At 40.0% G+C, this 21,666-nt stretch carries 19 protein-coding genes and 4 tRNA genes; 22 read left to right on the top strand and 1 reads right to left on the bottom strand.

The features are described from left to right. Positions 1-93: 93 nt before the first annotated feature. The 22 genes from aspS (at position 94) to H4J66_RS05650 (ending at position 19,197) form a co-directional block, all read left to right on the top strand. On the top strand, positions 94-1,893 hold the full coding sequence (gene aspS, locus H4J66_RS05755) for an aspartate--tRNA ligase (protein ID WP_182171721.1): 1,800 nt from the start codon (positions 94-96) through the stop codon (positions 1,891-1,893). A gap of 385 nt (positions 1,894-2,278) precedes the next feature. After that, positions 2,279-2,815, top strand: coding sequence for a crossover junction endodeoxyribonuclease RuvC (gene ruvC / locus H4J66_RS05750; protein ID WP_182171718.1), 537 nt, complete (start codon positions 2,279-2,281; stop codon positions 2,813-2,815). A 75-nt stretch (positions 2,816-2,890) separates the two neighbouring features. Continuing rightward, positions 2,891-3,514 carry a Holliday junction branch migration protein RuvA gene (gene ruvA / locus H4J66_RS05745; RefSeq protein WP_182171801.1) on the top strand — a complete coding sequence of 208 codons (624 nt, stop codon included), beginning with the start codon at positions 2,891-2,893 and terminating at the stop codon, positions 3,512-3,514. Between the two features lie 123 nt (positions 3,515-3,637). Then, positions 3,638-4,642 (top strand): Holliday junction branch migration DNA helicase RuvB, encoded by a 1,005-nt coding sequence (gene ruvB, locus H4J66_RS05740; protein WP_182171715.1) that lies wholly within the window; start codon positions 3,638-3,640, stop codon positions 4,640-4,642. Between the two features lie 505 nt (positions 4,643-5,147). Then, positions 5,148-5,558, top strand: coding sequence for a tol-pal system-associated acyl-CoA thioesterase (gene ybgC, locus H4J66_RS05735; RefSeq protein WP_182171712.1), 411 nt, complete (start codon positions 5,148-5,150; stop codon positions 5,556-5,558). Further along, complete coding sequence (tolQ, locus tag H4J66_RS05730) at positions 5,548-6,231, top strand: protein TolQ (RefSeq protein ID WP_182171709.1); 684 nt, start codon at positions 5,548-5,550, stop codon at positions 6,229-6,231. Before ybgC ends, tolQ begins: the two co-directional genes overlap by 11 nt. A 15-nt stretch (positions 6,232-6,246) precedes the next feature. Further along, complete coding sequence (gene tolR, locus H4J66_RS05725) at positions 6,247-6,672, top strand: protein TolR (RefSeq protein WP_182171706.1); 426 nt, start codon at positions 6,247-6,249, stop codon at positions 6,670-6,672. Positions 6,673-6,676: 4 nt separating this feature from the next. Next, on the top strand, positions 6,677-7,573 hold the full coding sequence (gene tolA / locus H4J66_RS05720) for a cell envelope integrity protein TolA (protein WP_182171703.1): 897 nt from the start codon (positions 6,677-6,679) through the stop codon (positions 7,571-7,573). A 56-nt stretch (positions 7,574-7,629) separates the two neighbouring features. Then, the gene (gene tolB / locus H4J66_RS05715) at positions 7,630-8,976 is read left to right on the top strand and encodes a Tol-Pal system beta propeller repeat protein TolB (RefSeq protein WP_182171700.1); all 1,347 of its coding nucleotides are present in this window, start codon (positions 7,630-7,632) and stop codon (positions 8,974-8,976) included. A gap of 52 nt (positions 8,977-9,028) precedes the next feature. Continuing rightward, positions 9,029-9,574, top strand: a complete 546-nt coding sequence (gene pal / locus H4J66_RS05710; RefSeq protein WP_182171697.1) for a peptidoglycan-associated lipoprotein Pal — start codon at positions 9,029-9,031, stop codon at positions 9,572-9,574. 12 nt (positions 9,575-9,586) lie between these two features. Continuing rightward, complete coding sequence (gene ybgF / locus H4J66_RS05705) at positions 9,587-10,399, top strand: tol-pal system protein YbgF (protein ID WP_182171694.1); 813 nt, start codon at positions 9,587-9,589, stop codon at positions 10,397-10,399. 162 nt (positions 10,400-10,561) lie between these two features. After that, positions 10,562-10,637: transfer RNA gene (locus H4J66_RS05700), tRNA-Lys, on the top strand. Between the two features lie 82 nt (positions 10,638-10,719). Next, a tRNA-Lys gene (locus H4J66_RS05695) sits at positions 10,720-10,795 on the top strand. Between the two features lie 90 nt (positions 10,796-10,885). Next, a tRNA-Lys gene (locus H4J66_RS05690) sits at positions 10,886-10,961 on the top strand. A gap of 542 nt (positions 10,962-11,503) precedes the next feature. Beyond that, positions 11,504-12,547 carry a quinolinate synthase NadA gene (nadA, locus tag H4J66_RS05685; protein WP_182171691.1) on the top strand — a complete coding sequence of 348 codons (1,044 nt, stop codon included), beginning with the start codon at positions 11,504-11,506 and terminating at the stop codon, positions 12,545-12,547. 261 nt (positions 12,548-12,808) lie between these two features. After that, positions 12,809-12,898: transfer RNA gene (locus H4J66_RS05680), tRNA-Ser, on the top strand. Between the two features lie 248 nt (positions 12,899-13,146). Continuing rightward, on the top strand, positions 13,147-13,677 hold the full coding sequence (locus tag H4J66_RS05675) for a sigma-70 family RNA polymerase sigma factor (protein WP_182171688.1): 531 nt from the start codon (positions 13,147-13,149) through the stop codon (positions 13,675-13,677). After that, entirely contained in the window at positions 13,674-14,372 is a 699-nt protein-coding gene (locus tag H4J66_RS05670) for an anti-sigma factor domain-containing protein (RefSeq protein ID WP_182171685.1), read from the top strand. The genes H4J66_RS05675 and H4J66_RS05670 overlap by 4 nt, the downstream gene beginning before the upstream one ends. A 440-nt stretch (positions 14,373-14,812) precedes the next feature. Further along, entirely contained in the window at positions 14,813-16,366 is a 1,554-nt protein-coding gene (locus H4J66_RS05665; protein ID WP_404842797.1) for a DUF4331 domain-containing protein, read from the top strand. A gap of 11 nt (positions 16,367-16,377) precedes the next feature. After that, positions 16,378-16,920: an Ig-like domain-containing protein gene (locus tag H4J66_RS05660; protein ID WP_182171679.1), complete on the top strand. Its 543-nt coding sequence runs from the start codon at positions 16,378-16,380 to the stop codon at positions 16,918-16,920. A 35-nt stretch (positions 16,921-16,955) separates the two neighbouring features. Next, positions 16,956-18,032 (top strand): lipopolysaccharide assembly protein LapB, encoded by a 1,077-nt coding sequence (locus tag H4J66_RS05655; protein ID WP_182171676.1) that lies wholly within the window; start codon positions 16,956-16,958, stop codon positions 18,030-18,032. A 55-nt stretch (positions 18,033-18,087) separates the two neighbouring features. Then, positions 18,088-19,197: a HupE/UreJ family protein gene (locus H4J66_RS05650; protein WP_182171673.1), complete on the top strand. Its 1,110-nt coding sequence runs from the start codon at positions 18,088-18,090 to the stop codon at positions 19,195-19,197. Between the two features lie 203 nt (positions 19,198-19,400). On the opposite strand, the gene katG is transcribed toward H4J66_RS05650, so the two are convergent. Further along, complete coding sequence (katG, locus tag H4J66_RS05645) at positions 19,401-21,575, bottom strand: catalase/peroxidase HPI (RefSeq protein ID WP_182171670.1); 2,175 nt, start codon at positions 21,573-21,575, stop codon at positions 19,401-19,403. Positions 21,576-21,666 lie beyond the last annotated feature (91 nt).

Genomic DNA, 21,666 nt, shown 5'->3' with positions numbered 1-21,666 from the left:
TCATATTCCTTTATAATGTTGGCAATTTTCTATCCTAACGATTGCCATGCTAATACTTTGCATGAGCTAGTTAGTATTATCAGGACAACAGACATGCGCGATCTTTATTGTGGTGATGTGAACGAATCTCACATTGGCAAAGAAATTACTTTATGCGGCTGGGTTAACCGTCGTCGAGACTTAGGTGCGGTGATCTTTTTAGATCTACGTGATCGTGAAGGTATGGTGCAAGTCGTTTATGATCCAGATTTACCTGAAGTTATTGCTAAAGCGAATACCTTACGTAATGAATTTTGTGTTCAAATTAAAGGCAAGGTGCGTGCCCGACCAGAAGGTCAAATTAATAAAGACATGAAAACCGGCGCTATTGAAATTTTAGGTTTAGAACTGACTATTTTAAATAAGTCGGCACCATTACCACTTGATTCCAACCAAAATAACTCAGAAGAACAACGGTTAAAATATCGCTATTTAGATTTACGTCGTAGCGAGATGACAGAACGTATGCGCTTTCGTGCAAAAGTAACATCGGCAGTGCGAACGTCCCTAGAAGGGCAGGGCTTTTTAGATATTGAAACACCTATTTTAACTGCGGCGACACCTGAAGGTGCACGTGACTATTTAGTACCAAGTCGCACACACAAAGGTCAGTTCTTTGCTTTACCGCAGTCACCTCAGTTGTTTAAACAATTGTTAATGATGTCGGGTATGGAACGTTACTATCAAATTGTTAAATGTTTTCGTGATGAAGATTTACGCGCTGACCGTCAGCCTGAATTTACTCAAATAGATATTGAAACGTCATTCATGAGCAGCGAGCAAGTGATGAATGTTGCTGAAACGATGATCGTTAAATTATTTAAAGATTTGATGAATGTTGATTTAGGTACATTTCCTCGTATGACTTATTTAGAGGCAATGACACGTTTTGGTTCAGATAAACCTGATTTACGTAATCCACTAGAATTAGTGGATGTTGCTGATATTGTTAAAGATGTAGAGTTTAAAGTTTTCTCTGGACCTGCAAACGACGAAAAAGGCCGTGTATCAGTAATTTGTGTTCCAGGTGGTGCAGCAAAATTCTCACGCAAGGGTCTTGACGAACTGACTAAGTATGTTGGCATTTATGGTGCTAAAGGTATGCCTTGGTTAAAAGTTAATGATGTTGATGCAGCCTTAAGTACTGGTATTGACGGCATACAATCGCCGGTCTTGAAGTTCTTAAATGAAGAAGCGGTAAAAGCGTTATTAACACGTACTAACGCTAAAACAGGCGATATTATTTTCTTTGGCGCCGACAAGTACAATGTTGTCACTGAATCACTCGGTGCATTGCGTCTTAAACTAGGCGAAGATTTAGAATTATTACAAGGTGATTGGAAACCATTGTGGGTTGTTGACTTCCCAATGTTTGAAGAAGCTGATGGCGGCATGCATGCAATTCATCACCCGTTTACCGCACCTATTAATTTAACGGCTGAAGCATTAGAAGCTAACCCTGTTGGCGCGCTTTCTGATGCTTACGATATGGTGTTAAATGGCTGTGAATTAGGCGGTGGTTCGGTACGTATTCATAACCAAGATATGCAAGCTGCAGTTTTTAGAATTTTGGGTATTAGTGACGAAGAAGCGCAAGAAAAATTTGGCTTTTTACTTGAAGCACTTCAGTATGGTGCTCCACCACACGCTGGCTTAGCGTTTGGTTTAGACCGCCTAGTAATGTTAATGACTGGCGCATCATCAATTCGTGATGTTATGGCTTTTCCAAAAACAACCACAGCGGCTTGTCCATTAACCAATGCACCAGGTAAAGCAAATCCAGCTCAGCTTGTTGAACTGGGCATCGCTTGTTTACCTAAAGCTGAAAAGAAAGAAGAACCTTTAGCTGAATAGTTTATAAATAATCAGTGTTCGATAAAAAGCAGCTAAATTAGCTGCTTTTTATCTATATAATGTACGGTCATGAAAACTCTTAGACAGCCATGGCATCACTGCATTAGTCCTTTCTATACGTCATTATTGTTCCAGGTAAATCATAGCCTCTGCTCTCTGTAGGCAATGTCGTAGTGCCATGGATGCACCAGCCAATCATGTACTAGGGCTCTTGTCGTCTTGCTGAATTCATTTTAGTATATGAATAACAGTTCTTATCTGCATAACGTTCATTGTCAAAATGAACGACGACATTGCCATTTAACTGACTTCAACGCATAATCTCGATACTCTTTTAAGCCATTCCTGCTTTCGTTAAAAATACTATTAAATAAGAGAACTCAATTTGACCATAATCCTAGGTATCGATCCTGGCTCACGTATTACCGGTTACGGTGTTATAAAAAAAGAAGGTCGCAAAATCTCATATTTGGGCAGTGGCTGTATAAAAGCATATGCGGGCAATAAAGAGGAAGATGACTTTAGCCTGCGTCTACAGACTATTTTTGCTGGTGTTTCTGAGTTGATCCTGCAATTTTCTCCCGAACTTTTTGCTATAGAACAAGTTTTTATGGGCGTTAATCCAGGTGGCGCGTTGAAGTTGGGCCAAGCGCGAGGAGCTGCTATTGTTGCGGCAACCAATAAAGGCTTACCGGTTGCAGAATACTCAGCCAGACAGATAAAACAATCGGTTGTTGGCACGGGCGCCGCCGATAAAAGCCAAGTACAACACATGGTAAAATCTATTTTAAAACTGCCTGCAATGCCGCAAGCGGATGCTGCCGATGCACTCGCTATTGCGCTTTGTCATGCACATAGCCATGATACACTTGCAAAAATGGCGGGGCAGGTCAGTAAAGTTGTCCGCGGACGATTACGATAAACCACGCAAGCGACTTTACTGTATAAATATATAGTGGTATGGTTGCCAGAAGTTAATGTAGAGAAGGTTTTAGCTGTGATTGGTCGTTTACGTGGAACATTATTAGAAAAATTAGCACCAGAAGTCTTAATTGAGTGTGGGGGAATTGGCTACGAAGTGACTATGCCAATGACCAGTATTTATGCCTTACCTGAATTAAACGAACAAGCCATTATTTATACGCACTTTGTGGTTCGTGAAGATGCGCAATTATTATATGGCTTTGCTAATAAAATCGAACGTAGATTATTTAGACTGGTTATTAAGGTTAATGGCGTTGGCCCTAAATTAGGTCTTGCCATACTTTCAAGCATGTCTGCAGACCAATTTGTTAGCTGTGTTGCTCATGACGACTTGACCAGCATTGTAAAAATACCAGGCGTTGGGAAAAAAACAGCTGAACGTTTACTCATTGAAATGCGCGACCGCTTAAAAGATTGGCAAGTCACTCATACGACATCGCCATTAGCATCGGGAACACTTCCGATTGAGGTTCATCATGAAAATAATTTTGTGACAAATGCAAAAGGTGATGCAATTAACGCATTAGTTTCTTTAGGCTACAGTCAGCAACAAGCTGAAAAGTCGATACGAAACGTATTTAAAGCAGAATCAACAAGTGAAGATCTTATTCGTGACGCATTAAAGTCAATGCTTTAATATCTACTACATTGATAAAATTTAGATAAAGCTAACACGTAAATAACAGGCTGCTAATAGTAACATCGGCCTGACAATACTTACTTAGCCGTATTTAAATAAGTAAAGACACAAGAGAAAATAATGATAGAAGCTGATCGTCTTATTGAACCCACTGCCCAGCCAGAAGAAGAAACCGTTGATCGTGCTATTCGTCCTAAACTACTAGCTGATTACACTGGACAAGATCATGTCAAAATTCAAATGGAAATTTTTATCGCAGCGGCAAAGAAGCGTGATGAACCACTCGATCATTTATTGATATTTGGTCCTCCTGGTTTAGGTAAAACCACACTTGCCAATATTGTGGCTAATGAAATGGGCGTGAATATCCGCACAACTTCCGGTCCTGTTTTAGAAAAAGCCGGAGATTTAGCGGCTTTACTGACTAACCTCGAAGAAAATGATGTGCTCTTTATTGATGAAATTCATCGTCTAAGTCCTGTAGTTGAAGAAATCCTTTACCCCGCAATGGAAGATTATCAGCTAGATATCATGATTGGAGAAGGGCCCGCAGCTCGTTCAATAAAATTAGACTTACCAGCATTTACCTTGATTGGTGCAACGACCCGTGCCGGCGCCTTAACCTCGCCACTGAGAGACCGTTTTGGCATTGTGCAACGACTTGAGTTCTATAACACTAAAGATTTAACTGAAATAGTTAAACGTTCAGCCTACTTTCTCAAGCTACCTATCGACGAAGAAGGTGCATTTGAAGTGGCCAAGCGTTCTCGTGGCACACCAAGAATAGCTAACCGATTATTACGCCGAGTTCGTGACTATGCAGATGTGAAAACCCAAGGCATTGTTAGCCAAGCAACGGCCGCTAAAGCACTAAATATGTTAGAGGTTGATGATCAAGGATTTGATTTAATGGACCGGAAATTATTACAAGCGATTATTGATAAATTTATGGGCGGTCCTGTTGGCCTTGACAATGTTGCAGCAGCCATTGGCGAAGAGCGCGAAACGATTGAAGATGTTATTGAGCCTTATCTTATTCAGCAAGGTTTCCTGCAAAGAACACCGCGTGGACGTATAGCAACTGAACGTGCTTACCAGCATTTTGGTTTAGATAAGCCGGTTTAATAACCAACTCAGATCGTCGTATCAAATTTTAGGTAAAAAAAAGCCCACATCAATTATGTGGGCCAACTTATAAATTAAGTTGATAAGAGGAAATAGGGTTCCAATAAACATGTCAGAGAGAAGAGATAAAATCTATTCAAGTTGTCTGGCTATCAATTACCCCGCTATATCAGTGAAGATAAACTTGAATAATTATTACGTTAGCTCGAACAACAGGCGGATTTTAGAGTAACTGTTCTATTTATACAAGATAAAAAAATTAGATATTTCGCATTAGAAAAACTAATGTTATTTTTTGTGGTGTGTCTTAACCAGCGCAGTACAAACCGCTAATTCTCCGCTAGAAACTATTTTTCAAAATGTTACATTCGATTACCACTAAACGCTTGTCGTTAGAAGTTATTATCATTAATATAGAAGAAATTATAATTGAGTGCCTCGAATTTTATTTTTAACGATAAAAATACAAATAACGATGCTCTGAGTGTTTTACATCATTTAACTTATGCCAGATATTAAACACGTTTATCCAGTTAGGATATATTATGAAGACACAGATGCCGGTGGTATTGTTTATCATGCAAACTATTTAAAGTTTTGTGAACGTGCACGTACTGAGTGGTTGAGAGAATTAAACGCGAATCAATCATCTTTTTTAAAACAAAACATCGGTTTAGTGGTCAGAAGAGTGGAAATGGATAATGTAGCCTCAGCCAGCTTAGATGATTTACTTATTGTTACCTCATGGATTAGTGAATTGAAACGCGCCAGTCTGGTTTTTACTCAACAAATTAGTGATCAGCAAAATAAGCTTATTTGTGCTGTTGTTGTCCAAATTGCTTGTGTTAACTTATCACTTGCTAAACCCTGTGCTATTCCCGAAAAAATATTAGGAGCGTTAAAACGTGTCAGCTGAAATTTCTATATTTGATTTATTTCTGCAAGCCAGTTTGTTAGTTAAAAGTGTAATGTTAATTCTATTAGGTTTTTCTATTGCATGTTGGGCGATGATATTTCAACGTCGAAAAGCACTTAACGACGCACAGGCACAAATGAAAATCTTTGAAGATAAGTTTTGGAGCGGAGCAGACCTAAGTAAACTCTATAATGAAGTTTCGTCTAAAGGTCCCGCCACCGGTATTGAAAGTTTATTTGTCTCAGGCTTTAAAGAATTTGCCCGTTTACGAAAAAGCAATATGGATTCACCACAAGCGATTGTTGACGGAACTCATCGAGCAATGCGCGTTGCACTTTCACGTGAAGTTGACCATCTTGAAACACACTTACCATTTATGGCGACCGTGGGCTCTATTAGTCCGTACATAGGTTTGTTTGGTACTGTTTGGGGGATTATGAATTCGTTTATTGCGCTTGGCGCTGTTGAACAAGCAACACTTGCGATGGTTGCTCCGGGTATTGCTGAAGCATTAATTGCAACGGCTATGGGCTTATTTGCTGCAATTCCAGCAGTAATCGCTTTTAACCGTTTTAGCCATCATGTTGAAAGATTAGAAAATGGCTACGGTAATTTTATGGAAGAGTTTTCCAGTATTTTACAACGTCAAAGTACCAGTGAACCATCAGCATAAACGGAGTAATATCTTATGTATAAAAGAGTAAGACGCCGTAAAGTTGCTGAAATCAATGTTGTTCCTTACATTGATGTTATGTTGGTGTTGTTGATTATTTTTATGGTTACCGCGCCATTGGTCACTCAAGGTGTGAAAGTTAACCTACCTAAGGCCGATGCAGAAGCGCTTGATAAAGAGTCAAAACCGCCTTTAGTCGCTTCTGTTGATGCCGACGGTAATTATTATTTAGCGGTTGGTACCAGTAAGAATGAACCTATGTCTGCTGAACAAGTGGCAACACTGGTTGCTGCCCATTTAAAAGTTGAACCTGACACGCCAGTCGTTGTTAACGGTGATGGCGCTGTTTCTTATGATGCTGTGATACAACTAATGGTGTTATTACAACAAAAAGCAGGTGTGCCATCGGTTGGTTTAATGACAGACCCTGGAGCTAAATAATTAAATGAGCCGAAAATTTGCTATCGCATTATCGTTTAGTTTCTTATTACATATCGTATTAGCTGCGGTATTATTGATGGGCGATTTTGACAGTGAACCAAAAGTGGCGCCCAAAGTTGTGCAAGTTCAAACTATTCAGGCAACTATTGTTGATAAAAGTAAAATTGAAGCACAAGTTAATAAAATTAAGCAAAAAAAACTTGATGATGCCAAACAGTTAAAAGACTTGGAACAACAAGTGGCTTCCGCTAGGGTAAAACGTGCTAAAGAAGAAAAACGTATTAAAGCACTTGAGCGACAAAGAAAGAAAAAATTACTAGAGAAAAAGGCAGCTGATTCAGCAGCAAAAAAAGCGCTGAGCAACGCCAACGCTGCTGAAAAAATACGTAAACAAAAAGAAGAAGAGCAAAAAATCGTAGAACAAGCGACGGCTGATGCAAAAGCTAAGCGCTTAAAAGAAGAAATAGCAGCCAAAAAAGCCGATGATTTACTGAAGAAAAAAGCAGCAGAGCGTAAACGTAAAGAACAAGAAGCTCAAGAGCGTGCACGACAGCAAGAAATGTTAGAGCAACAAATGGCTGAAGAAATGGCGGTTAGACAACAAGCCCGATATCAGCAAACAATGAGTGAGGTTGGTCGGTTTACCGCCCTTATAAGGCAAACCATTCAAGGAAACTTGATCACTGACCGCAGCACTATGGAAGGTAAGTCTTGTAAGTTAACCATAAGTCTTGCACCATCAGGTTTTGTAACCAACGTTGTTATTGGCAAAGGGGACCAGGTAGTTTGTAGCGCTTCAAAGACCGCTATTTATAAAGCAGGGACATTACCTGTCTCTAAAGACCCCGAAGTATTTAAAGAAATGCGTACGATTAGCCTAACAGTGGTGCCTGAATTTTAATGGTTCAGTTTATATTCAATGAAAAATAACCCATGACTGAGAAAATAGTAAAATATATGAATAAATTTAAAGTAGCCTTCATTTTCTTTATCGTACTGATTTCAAATAGTGCATTTGCAACGCTTGAGATTGTCATTACTGAGGGTATTGATAGCGCTAGACCTATCGCTGTTGTACCTTTTAAATGGACAGGACTAGAGCCGCTTCCAGAAAATATATCGTCGATTATTGGTGAAGACTTATTGCGCAGCGGTAAATTTAACCCAATAAAAAATAATCGTTTTCCACAAACACCCTTTTCTGATCAAGAAATTGATTATTCAGCTTGGGCAAATGAGGGCGTTGAAGCGGTTGTTGTTGGAGAAATTAATCAAATAGGTATTAGTCGTTACAAGATAAGCTACCAGCTGGTTGATGTTATTCGTGGGCAGATCACCGGTGGACAATCGCAAATGCTAAGCAATGGAGAATTGGTTCAAACTTCTGATCATATTTATGCTGAGGGTGCTTTTGAAATTAATGCTGACCAATTTCGTCGTTATGGACATCACATCAGTAATGTTATTTATGAAAAGTTAACTGGCAGTAAAGGTGCATTTTTAACCAAAATTGCTTATGTGATAGTGCGAGACCAAGGTGAATTTCCTTTTCAGTTAGTGATGGCTGATTATGATGGTGTTAATGAGCACGTTTTGTTGAGTTCTAAAGAGCCATTAATGTCACCTTCATGGCATCCAAGTGGCAATCAGTTAGCGTACTCGACATTTGAGAATAACCAACAAAAAATATATATTATAGATATCTATACCGGAAAGCGTACTATGATCAGCGATCACCCTGGTATAAATAGTGCGCCACGTTGGTCACCCGATGGTAATCAACTTGCGATGATGTTATCTAAAGATGGCAATTCAGAGCTCTATGTTATGGAAGTAGCAACAAGAAAACTACGTCGTATCACCCGTCATCGAGCGATAGATGCAGAGCCAAGTTGGAGCCCTGATGGAAAATCATTAGTATTTAGTTCAGAACGGGGTGGTAAACCTCAGCTTTATCGCGTAAATTTAGTCGATGGTCGTGTTAAACGACTCACCTTTGATGGTGAAATGAACCTTGGTGGTTCAATTACACCTGACGGTCGCCAACTAATTATGGTGAACAGAACACGAGGGAATTATCATTTAGCTAAACAAGAGTTGGCGTCAGGAATTTTTCAAGTTCTGACTAAAACACGTTTAGATGAGTCGCCGAGCATAGCTCCAAATGGTGGCATGATAATCTACAGTACTTTACACAATAATAGGCAAGTGCTTAGTTTAGTATCTGTAGATGGAAGATTTAAAGCGCGCTTACCCGCGGCTGATGGTGAAGTAAAAGCACCTGCTTGGTCACCATTTTTATAAAAAATTAAACATTAATTTAAAACATAACTTTAGAAAAATAAGGACAATTATAATGCGTTTGAATAAAACTGTGAAAGCTCTTGCGATTGCTTTGCCAATTTTGGCTTTATCTGCTTGTAGTTCAAATTCAGAAACTGATGAACAAAGCAATGTAGCGACTAATGCTCAAGAGTCTTCAGTAATAGAAAATAATACTGCTGATGTTCAAGTAAGCGCCGTACAACGTGCCGCTGAAATTGAAGAGCAACAACGTCAAGCATTAGAAAAACTTCGTGCTGAGCACATTGTTTATTTTGATTTTGATACCTCTACAGTTAGCACTGAATTTTCTGCTATTTTAGATGCACATGCTAAATTTTTAAACAAAAGCTCAAGCATGAAAGTTTTAGTTGAAGGCCATGCCGATGAACGTGGTACGCCTGAATACAACATTGCTTTAGGCGAACGTCGTGCTAAAGCGGTAGTAACTTATTTAGAAAATATGGGTGTTTCATCTGCACAGCTAAGTGTTGTTAGCTACGGTGAAGAAAAGCCGATGATTAAAGACCGTAGTGATAACGCATTTGCTAAAAATCGTCGTGCGGTATTAGTTTACTAATCAAGGATAGAAATGAAACTGAATAAATTTTTATTCGGGATGTCCTTTGCTGTTACTACCCTTGCGGTAGTGGCAGCAGAATCTGCTCCCGTTATAGATATAACCAAGACGGGTGCAATTAAAAGTAGCCCTTCGCAATATACCTCTTCGGTACCAGAAACAATGGCTGAGAAGTTGGTTAATCTTGAACGTAAACTTGATGCTCGTAATCGTGCCCAAGTCAAGGTGCAGCGACAGCTTGATGAACTTCAAAATGAAGTGAATGAATTACGTGGTGTTACTGAATTACATACTCATCAGCTTAGTCAAGTTTTGAATCGACAGCGTGAGTTATATCAAGAGCTTGACCGTAGGGTAACAGAAGCATTAAAACCTGAAAATAACGTTCCTGCGGCGATTATAGCCCCAGCAAAAGCCTCTTCAGACGCTTCAATAAATTATTCAATGAATTTAACTGAAAACCAAGCATATGACAGCGCGGTAAATTTAGTTTTAAAAGACAAACAATACGATAAAGCGATCCCTGAATTTCAAGCGTTTAATCGAAAGTTCCCAAATTCTAGTTATGCACCCAACGCACATTATTGGTTAGGACAGCTATTATTTAATAAAACTGAATACACCAAAGCAAAAAATGAATTTAATTTAGTGGTTGAACAATACCTCGACTCAAACAAGCGAAGCGATGCAATGTTGAAGTTGGCGATGGTTGAACAAAAGCTAAATAATAACGCAGCAGCAAAAATTTGGTATCAGAAAGTTCTCGCACAATACCCAGATTCAAGTGCGGCTCAACTAGCAAAACCTAGGTTAGAAAATTTATAACCAATAAAAGCGACGATAACTTACACTAACTGCCTTCTTTTTATGCAAGTAGTCAATTAATAAGAAATAAGTTGAATTTAAGGTTGCACTAAAAAAAATTATGAGTATTATATGCGTCGCGTTGAGGCACTAGTGCAACGCAGTGTGAATTAGCACTTATGTCGGCCGTTAGCTCAGTTGGTAGAGCAGTTGGCTTTTAACCAATTTGTCGAAGGTTCAAATCCTTCACGGCCGACCACTTCTTTATAATGTTTATTTCTTATAAAGTAAAAGAAGCACCTTGTAAGATTCGAAATTTATTTCGAAAAAAGAAAATATGGCGGCCGTTAGCTCAGTTGGTAGAGCAGTTGGCTTTTAACCAATTTGTCGAAGGTTCAAATCCTTCACGGCCGACCAACTTCTTTCTTAACAAGTACAATGCAAAATTAGCATATTAGTGACTTTTGCATTAGTTGATGATGATTCTCAACACCACAGTTTATATGTCGGCCGTTAGCTCAGTTGGTAGAGCAGTTGGCTTTTAACCAATTTGTCGAAGGTTCAAATCCTTCACGGCCGACCACTTCTTAAATAGTTAATTTCCAAATTTATAAATCAGATAGTAAACAACAAAAAGTCGAGGCTTTTAACCGTTAAGCCGATTAGCTCGAAGGTTTAAATCCTTCACGGCCGACCACTTCTAAAATAATTAATTTCCAAATTTATAAGTCAGATAGTAAACAACAAAAAGCCGAGGCTTTTAACCGTTAAGCCGATTAGCTCGAAGGTTCAAATCCTTCACGGCCGACTACTTCTAAAATAATTAATTTTCAAATTTATAAGTCAGATAGTTAACAATAAAAAGCCGAGGCTTTTAACCGTTAAGCCGATTAATTCCAAGGTTCAAATCTTTTATGGCCAAACACTGCTTAAAGTAAGTCCTTAAGATAAACGCTTAACTTCAAGACGCTCCTTAATTAATATCTTATTCAAAAGCTACATGCTCAATAAAATCCCATCCTGTATTATCTTGTTTTAATCTTTAATAGTTAAAAGTCTTATACACATCACGATATCTATATCGTATAATTGCGTGGTATTTAAAGAGATAATCAGAGATAAATAATGTCGCAAAGTAATTTAGCCGTAGAATTTGATTTTCAATTTCCAGCGAAACCAGCTCCACTTTCAGATAATGAACGTAGTCAGTATAAAGATCGTATTAAAACTTTATTGAAAGAGAAAAATGCGGTACTTATTGCTCATTATTACACCGATCCCGAAATTCAGGCTTTAGCTGAAGAAACAGGTGGCTGTGTCGCCGACTCTTTAGAAATGGCGCGTTTTGGCAACAATCATCCTGCAACAACGCTAATTATTGCTGGTGTTCGTTTTATGGGGGAAACCGCGAAAGTACTGACGCCTGAAAAGACCGTGGTTATGCCAACACTCGAAGCAACTTGTTCATTAGACTTGGGCTGCCCTATCGAAGAGTTCTCTGCTTTTTGTGATCAGCACCCTGACCGAACTGTTGTTGTGTATGCGAATACTTCAACTGCGGTAAAAGCTAGAGCGGATTGGATCGTTACCTCTTCTTGTGCATTAGAAATTATTGAACACCTTGATGAGCAAGGGGAAAAAATTCTTTGGGGACCTGACCGTCATTTAGGCGCATACATTCAAAAGCAAACGGGTGCCGAAATGTTAATGTGGCAGGGTGCTTGTATCGTTCATGATGAATTTAAAAGCAAAGCGTTAAAGGATATGAATGCTTTGCATCCAGACGCAGCCATTTTGGTGCACCCAGAGTCTCCTGCAGATGTTATTGAGCTTGCTGATGCTGTTGGTTCAACCAGCCAGCTAATTAAAGCTGCTCAAGTGATGTCCAACAAAAAGTTTATCGTCGCAACAGACCGTGGTATTTTTTATAAAATGCAGCAGCTATGCCCAGATAAAGAATTCTTTGAGGCACCAACAGCGGGTGAAGGCGCAACCTGTAAAAGTTGTGCTCATTGCCCATGGATGGCAATGAACGGTTTAAAAGAGATAGAAGACGCATTGCTTAATCCATTAGGCAGAGAAGTGTTTGTAGACATGAAACTTCGCGATGGTGCATTGAAGTCATTGGATCGCATGCTAACGTTTAACAACGCTTTAGCCAGTAAATAACCATTAAGGTGATTTTTTGCTGGTAAAGTAATCAGTCGGCCTCTTTTTATTAAAATTAAGTTGTGTTGGCTATTAAATTTACCTACCATAGCGCAGCTTTATTTTATGACATGTCTATAAGTTTAAAGTGTTTATAAAGTTATTTTTTTACGCAGTAGATTCTCTGAGTAGCGAGTTAAGACTTGTTTTAAAATGTCTTTAATAGATAAAATTAGCGTGCTAATCTATCTCAATAAAAATTAGCTTGTTAGTGAAAAAATTGGTGAGCTGGCCGAGTGGCTGAAGGCGCACGCCTGGAAAGCGTGTAAAGGTTTATCCCTTTCGAGAGTTCGAATCTCTCGCTCACCGCCACATTAAAAAACGGATGCTTCACTTGAAGTGTCCGTTTTTTTCACCTAAAAAATAACCCCATCTTATATTCACCTAGCTTCCTATAGATTAACCTCCTCAATAATCATGCTGATAGTTATTATGAATCATTTATGCTTATTAGACTTTTGTTCAAAATTATTGATAAGAGTATTGTAGATAAATCACCACTGTTTAGGTTACTATCTTTGTATATATGTAATTTTCCTTAAAAAAAAGAGCAATAAATAATGGAACATGAGCAGCATTTAGCGTTACTTGGTGCTTCAGCCCAAGGCGATAAACAAGCGTTTTCGAAACTTTATCAAGCGACCAGTAAACACCTTTATGCAGTCTGTCTGAAAATGTTATCCAGCAAAGAATTAGCCGAAGAAGCTCTGCAAGAGGCTTATGTCCGCATTTGGCATAACGCGTCTGAATATAGAACGGGTAAAGGCACAGTGTTGACTTGGATGATCAGTATAGTGCGATATCGCGCACTAGACATTTTACGTTATCATAAAATTAGAAAAGAGGATGAACTCGTTGAGAATGAGAGTTTTGATCTCGATACCAGTGAGAAAATAAGTGACTCAGAACAACTCTTACTCGACAAATGTTTACAGCAGTTAGATCTTCAACAGCGACAAGCTATTTATTTAGCCTACTTCAATGGCTGTTCTCATCAAGAGGTGGTTAAACACCTAAATAACCCTTTGGGTACAATTAAAAGCTGGATAAGACGTGGTCTTATGAGTTTACAGAGTTGCTTAACACCATGAATTATCAATCTGAAAAAATCAAAAACGCCCTTGCAGCAGAATATGTGCTGGGTACTCTACGTGGCCCTGCTCGCCAGCGCTTTCAAAAATTGATGATGCAATTTCCACTGATCAGTGATGCAACCCAAACATGGGAGCAACATCTCAATGGCTTAGGGCAAAAAATTCCACCGGTTACTCCAGACATAGCTGTTTGGCAGCGTATCGAAGATCAATTAGGATTTATAGCTCAGCCTATAAAAAGTAATGTTGTAGCAATAACCAAGTCTAAGCCTCGAGTTTGGCAAGGTATTGCGGGTTTAGCTTCGGCGGCGGCGATCGTGCTTGCTGTGTTGTTATTTAGCTTTCAACCACCACCTCAGCCTGAAGTTCAACAACTTGCTTTAATGAGTAATGAACAAGCCGACTTATTATGGGCGCTAGAAATTGGTGCAGACACTATTAGCGTGCAAGCGACCAAGAAGTTAATCGCTAAGTCAGATGCTGATTATCAGCTATGGATAGTGGCAGCAGACGGTCGGCCTCCGATTTCTTTAGGCTTGCTACCTAAAAGTGGTAAGTTAGTTTTAAGTAAACCTCAGTTATTTGATCAGATTGAGATTGCGGCTTTAGCGGTTAGCTTAGAACCATTAGGTGGTTCACCCAATGGTTCACCAACCACTGTCTTATATACTTCAGAACTGGTTATTCTTTAGTTACTCTTTAGCTTTTACTGCGAATATTAAAAAGCGAAACGACAGTTTCGTTTTTTTTTATCTGTTGTTTTATGCTGAGAAAAGTCAATAATTTGTAAATATATTGTTTATATTAAATGATAAGTAATAGACATTCTATAATTTTATGACCTAGGCTTACCTTAGCTGTTGTTGATTAAGTTGATTAAGTTGACTAAGGCGACATGACCTAAAAAAAGTGCAACAACGCTATCCAATATAAAAAGTAAAAATAACACGATTTGAAACTATGGTTCGGCTGAATAATTATTAATTTGTAAATAAGTTATTTTTCTTGCATCCAATTCATAATCTCGATCGTTTAACTTAATGTGCTTTCAAGAAAGTAACCATTAAGAACTATAAATTATAAAGGAAACGTCATGAAAAAATTTAAATTAACACTAATTGTATCGGCAATAATGAGTGCAACTTTGTCTCAAGCTGTATCTGCATCAAGCCATCGTGAAGCGCCTAACGTCACACGTATGCCAACAGTCGACTCAACAGACTTTTATGCATTCAATAGTTATGAAGAAGGGCGTGGCAATTACGTCACACTCATCGCAAATTACATTCCTTTACAGGATGCTTATGGTGGACCTAACTATTTCGCTATGGACCCTGCTGCAACTTATGCGATTCATATTGATAACGATGGTGATGCTGTTGAAGATATAACCTTTACTTTTAATTTTAACCAGATGTTAGGCAACAATAATGCAGGTGTTGCTTTGATGGTTGGCGCTGAAGGAGAACAGAAATCTGTTGGTGTACCACTTAAAAATGTTGGCGGTATCAGTATGGCAGATAAAAGTGCGGCTAATTTCTCTGAAAGCTACATGGTTAATATGATTTCTGGTCCAATGCGAATGGGTACCAGTGCTGCTGTTACTAATAGTACTTCGGGTGGAGCAAGTTTTGCTAAGCCACTCGATTACATCGGTAACAAAACATTTAGCAACGCTGAGCAGTATTCAGCTTATGCTAACAGTCATATATACTCAGCCGCTATACCTGGCTGTGATGCACCAGCAAAAGTATTTGTTGGTCAGCGTAAAGACGCATTTGCGGTTAATTTAGGTAAAGTTTTTGATTTAGTGAACTTTGTTCCTGTTGAAGGTGACAGTGCTCCTGGAGCAGGCGATGGCGATGGCTTCCCCGGTGGTATTACACAATCAGCAAGTAATGATGATTTAGCGGACAAAAATGTTACTAGTATCGCTATTGAAGTACCGACAGCTTGTTTAACAGGCACAGGTAATGGCGTTATCGGTAGTTGGACTACGGCAAGTTTGCCTCAGGCTAGAATTTTGAATCCTAATGCTAGCTTTGATAACACTGAAGTAAATGGTGGTGCATTGACGCAAGTTTCTCGTCTTGGCTCTCCTTTAGTGAATGAATTGGTTATTGGTTTGGCCGATAAAGATAAGTTCTCAAGTTCTCATCCAAGTGCAGATGGTCAGTTTGCTGATTATGTGACTCATCCAACGCTACCTGAACTGCTGAATATATTGTTTAAAGATGCAGTTAATACCACTTTAGGTGCAAATATCGAAACGTTGGCACCCACTAATTTCCCTAGGGTTGATTTAGTTACCGCATTTTTAACGGGTTTCCCAGGTGTTAATCAGTTATCAACAGTGACCGCAGCTGAAATGCTACGCTTAAATACTGGTATTGCAGCAGTGGCAGCCGATATGCAGTCATCGTTTGGTGTTGCTGGTGACGATTTAGCTGGCTTTCCAAATGGTCGCCGACCAGGAGATGATGTGGTAGATATTGCCCTTCGTGTTGTTATGGGTCGTTTATGTTACCCAATTCCTGTTAATGGCACAGATACCGATTTGGGCTTATGTGCACCAGAAGATGCAAGTGTAGGTAATGTACCCTTTACTGATGGTGCGCCAAGTAATGCCTCTATGATGGATACTAGCTTTCCATACTTAGCAACGCCTTTACCAGGCTCTAAATAAGGAACACTATTATGTTATATAGTAAACAAAATAAAGCATCTCATCTTAGCCAAGTCTTTAATCTTAAAGGGGTCGTGTTAAGTTTAGCGGTCGCCATGCTAGTTTCAGGCTGTAATAATGATGTCGATGAGCTACCTATTACGAAAAACGCATCACCGACTACGATATCGGTCGATTTGATCACTCAAACAGAAACGCCTATCACTGACATGTTAAGCGCAAATGATGAAAATGGTGACACGTTGACTTTTAGCTTAGACCAAGAGCCGATGCTAGGAATGGTTACCATTGATAGTAATGGTAGTTTCACTTACCAGCCTAATGCTGAAGTAACAGGAAGCGACAGCTTTACTTTTACTGCCTCTGATGGAATTAATTATCCTGTTAGCGGTACAATTAATATTACAATTGAAGCGTTGGAAGTGTCATTTGCCAGTTATAGTCGTGCAGCTTTTAGTCAGCAATCAAGCGATAAACCCTTGGCCGTAAATGGTCGTGCGTTTATTCAAGATGTTGAGGAACCAGCAGCATACGACGACTTGATTCAACAGTAGAACCATCTTGACTGCGCCAAGGAAGGCGCCCTTTTATGGATAATGATATGCCAACACTTCGTTTTATTAGCCCCTTGTTATTTTTGGTTTTTATTGCCACTTCATCGCCTGTGCATTCAGAAAGTTATGTGCCCAAATCAAATCAAAGTATCGTAGCTAGCTGGACGGTACCTAAACCTGCACAACAGCCAAAGATTTTTATCGCCCAACTGCTCAATGACGCAAGTAAGCCTGGCTTAGCAAGTCGTTATTATGGCCGTGCTGGCGCTTTACTGAAACCCTTGTTGGTCGCTAATCCTAATGATCTAGAGCTACAATTTTATTCAGCAACCGTCTTACAGCATTACCATCAATTTAATCAGGCCCAACAATTACTGACTCAGATACTTCAATATCAGCCAGACAACGTCGCTGCTTGGTTAATGAAAGCCAATATACACATGGTACAAGGTGATCTTGACGCTGCGAAAAGTGCCTGTTTACAAGTATTGGGGCAGGGCAGTTTATTTGTCAGTAGCGCCTGTGTGCTAGAGGTTAGTGCTGAACAAGGCAACGTTGCCCAAAGTTACCAACAGTTAAGAAATATCGTTAAGGTTGCGGGTGATATTCCTATCGCCCAACAGGTGTGGCTTAATCAAATTTTAGCTGACCTCGCTCACCGTCAACAGTTAACACAACAAGCCATAGACCATTTGTCAGGCTACCCATTGAATCAGGCCCCGGTTAGTTATTTAGCGCTGTGGGCGGATATTTATTTAGCACAACAGCAAGGCCAAATTGTTTTAGAGACATTAGGACCCATCGTTGAAGCAAGTGATAGTTTTGATGATGCTTTGTTATTACGTTTGACCCTTGCCGAACAAATAACTAAGGCAACTAATGGCGTATGGCAGCAACGACTAACCCAACGTATTGAAATACGTTTGCAACGAAATGATACTGCTCATGCTGCAGATATAGCTCAATATTATCTCGATATTGTTCCTAACCCTATAAAGGCGCTTTATTGGGCGAGAATTAATTGGCAACAAGCTAAGCTGGGCTCGGATGAGCGCTTGCTCAAACGTGCTTTAGCATTTAAAGAATCACCTGATAAAAAGCCTCAGATTTAAGCTACACCTCAACACAATAAACCTTAATAAACCGTAAAAGTAGTGAGATAAAAATATGCAGCAGTGGTTAAAAATAGGGCTAATAAGCCTGTCGTTATTACTGGCCAATACTGTTGCCGCTCATCAATTGAGTACCAGTTACATTATTGCCGAAATCGACGACACCGGTCGTATCAGTGGCGAATGGCAATTGAGTTTGACTGATTTAGAATTAGCTGTTGGCTTGGATATAAATGCCAACGGTGAGTTAACCTGGGGAGAGGTCAAGAGTCGACAAGCTGAGATTGCTAGCTATTTGGCTGAGCATTTATTATTGAGTCGTGAAAATTTAAGGTGTAACTTACGTTTTGAGATTATGGAGCGTTTGCAAGATCATGCCAATGAAGCTTTCGCTGTCACTGATTTCTCAGGTCAGTGCCCAATCAGTGGCCCATTAGAAATTGCCTACAGCGCAATATTTTCTTTAGATAGTAGCCATGAGGTGGTTTTAAATATTGGTGATGGTAACTACTTACACAGTTTAGTGTTAGATGACAGCACTCGAAAAATCACCATAGATTTGAGCAAAGGTAGTGCCTGGACGACCTTTACACAATTTGTTTATCAAGGTGTTGTACATATTTGGATCGGTATAGACCATATCCTGTTTTTGTTTGCCTTGTTATTGCCGGCGGTGCTACAGCGAAAAGATAAAAAGTGGCAAGCTATATCAAGTGTTAAAACTATTTTGACTAACACCGTATGGATCGTAAGTGCATTTACCTTGGCTCATTCGCTAACGTTAACAGCGACCGCCTTAGGCTGGTTAAGCCCAAGCAGTCGTTGGGTAGAGCTGGGCATTGCTTTATCGGTTTTATTTGCGGCACTCAATAATATTTGGCAAGTGGTTTTACGTTTAGCTTGGTTAACCTTTGCCTTTGGTTTGCTCCACGGTATGGGGTTTGCTGGTGTCTTAGGAGAATTAGGCTTACCTGCGGATCAACAGTTACTAAGTATACTAGCCTTTAATCTTGGTGTTGAAATAGGCCAGTTAGCGATACTTGTTATTTTACTGCCGATATTAATTTTATTACGTAATACCACGTTTTATACGAGAGGTGTTCTACCTGTTGGCTCTATATTAATTGCGATTATGGCCGTGCAATGGAGTGTAGAGCGCTGGTAAACTTAAAAATTATTGCTAATGCAATCGCTTATAGCTCAAGTGATATTTTTGAAAGATACGGGGGCACTTCAGCTATTGAGTTGAAGGGGTTATAGCTAAAAAAAAGTATTGCGGGTGCAATACTTTTAAGTCGCTACTTACTAAGTTAGCTAGATTAATCATTCACGCCGCGGTAAATAGCGGCGTGAAATTTTAGCTAATCATCAAACTAGATCGAAGCGATCAGCGTTCATCACACTCGCCCATGCTGTAACAAAATCAGCAACAAATTTCTCTTGGTTATCATCCTGCGCGTAAACTTCAGCATATGAACGAAGAATTGAGTTAGAACCAAAGATAAGGTCAACTCGTGTCGCTGTCCATTTTACTTCATTTGATTGACGATCGCGCATCTCATAGAGGTTATCACTAACAGGTTCCCACGTATAATTCATGTCTGTTAAATTAACAAAATAATCGTTAGAAAGTACACCTTCACGTTCGGTGAATACCCCATGTTTTGTACCATCGTAGTTAGTGCCAAGCATACGCATACCACCGATTAACACGGTCATCTGATGCGCGGTAAGTCCCATTAACTGACTTCGGTCAAGCATCAGTTCTTCTGCGCTGACAACATAGTCAGCTTTTAGCCAGTTTCGATAAGCATCATGAGTGGGCTCTAGTACCTCGAAGGAGTCAATATCCGTCATTTCATCTGTTGCGTCGCCACGCCCTGGTGAAAAGGGTACAGTGACTTCAAAACCAGCCGCTTTTGCGGACTGTTCTATACCAACATTACCTGCCAAAACAATGACATCAGCGATACTTGCACCACTACTTATAGCAATACTTTCTAGCACAGAAAGTACTTTGCTAAGACGTGCTGGCTCGTTACCTTGCCAATCTTTTTGTGGAGCAAGGCGAATGCGTGCGCCGTTGGCACCACCGCGTTTGTCAGAGTTACGGTAGGTTCGCGCACTATCCCAAGCGGTTGCAACCATTTCGCTGATACTTAAATCACTCGCTGCTATTTTATCTTTCAGCAAGTCAATATCATAACTTGTGGCTCCAGCGGGAACAGGGTCTTGCCAAATAAGGTCTTCTTGAGGGACCTCTTTACCGATATAACGTGCCTTTGGCCCCATATCGCGATGAGTGAGTTTGAACCATGCTCGGGCAAAAATGTCAGAAAAATATTCCGGTTCTTTAGAGAAACGTTCTGAAATTTCACGGTACGCTGGGTCCATTTTCATCGCCATGTCGGCATCAGTCATAATAGGCGTTTGACGTTTAGTTGCATCTTCGACATCAACAGGCTTATGTTCTTCTTTAATATTTATTGGTTGCCACTGCCAAGCACCCGCTGGGCTCTTCTTTAATTCCCACTCGTGGTTAAGCAACATCGAAAAATAACCGTTATCCCACTGAGTAGGATGTGTAGTCCATGCGCCTTCAATACCACTGGTGATGGTATCGCGACCAATGCCACGTTTGGTTTTATTGTTCCAACCTAAACCTTGTTCAGTAATATCTCCAGCTTCTGGCTCTGGCCCTATTTGCGAAGCGTCACCATTGCCGTGACATTTACCGACGGTGTGACCACCGGCCGTTAGGGCAACCGTTTCTTCATCGTTCATTGCCATACGTTCGAACGTTACTCGAATATCATGCGCTGTTTTAAGGGGATCGGGCTTGCCGTCTACACCTTCAGGGTTAACATATATTAGCCCCATCATTACCGCAGCTAAGGGGTTTTCTAAATCACGCTCACCAGAATAACGGCTGCCTTCTCCACCACTTGGTGCAAGCCATTCTTTTTCGGCGCCCCAATACGTGTCAATTTCTGGCTGCCAAATATCTTCACGACCAAAGGCGAAACCAAAGGTTTTTAACCCCATAGATTGATAAGCAACAGTGCCAGCGTAAGCAATTAAATCAGCCCAGCTAAGTTTGTTACCGTATTTCTTTTTGATAGGCCACAGCAAACGGCGCGCCTTATCTAAATTGGCGTTATCTGGCCAAGAATTTATTGGCGTAAAACGCTGATTGCCAGTCGCTGCACCACCGCGACCATCCGCGATACGATAGGTGCCGGCAGAATGCCAAGTCAAACGGATCATTAGGCCACCATAATGTCCCCAATCAGCAGGCCACCAGTCTTGACTATCTGTCATAAGGGCATGCATATCTGTTTTAAGAGCAGCCATATCAAGGTCTTTCAGGGTTTCACGGTAATTAAAATTCGCGCCCATAGGATTAGTCTTACTGTCATGTTGATGAAGAATGTCAAGATTTAGTGCCTTTGGCCACCATCCCATATTTGACATACTGCTCTTTGTTGCACCGCCGTGCATTACTGGGCATTTGCCAGCTGTCGTTGTTGTTTTGTCATTCATATGCAATTTCCTTTCATTAATATAGGCTGAACTGTTAAAAGTTAGGATGAAAAAATACCAGATGATAATGCTAAGTGATTATTTTGAATTA

The organism is Colwellia sp. MB3u-55 (assembly GCF_014076785.1).
Classification (GTDB): Bacteria; Pseudomonadota; Gammaproteobacteria; order Enterobacterales; family Alteromonadaceae; genus Colwellia_A.
The sequence above is the reverse complement of the archived record's forward strand: the minus strand, read 5'-3'. Positions and strand labels throughout refer to the sequence as shown.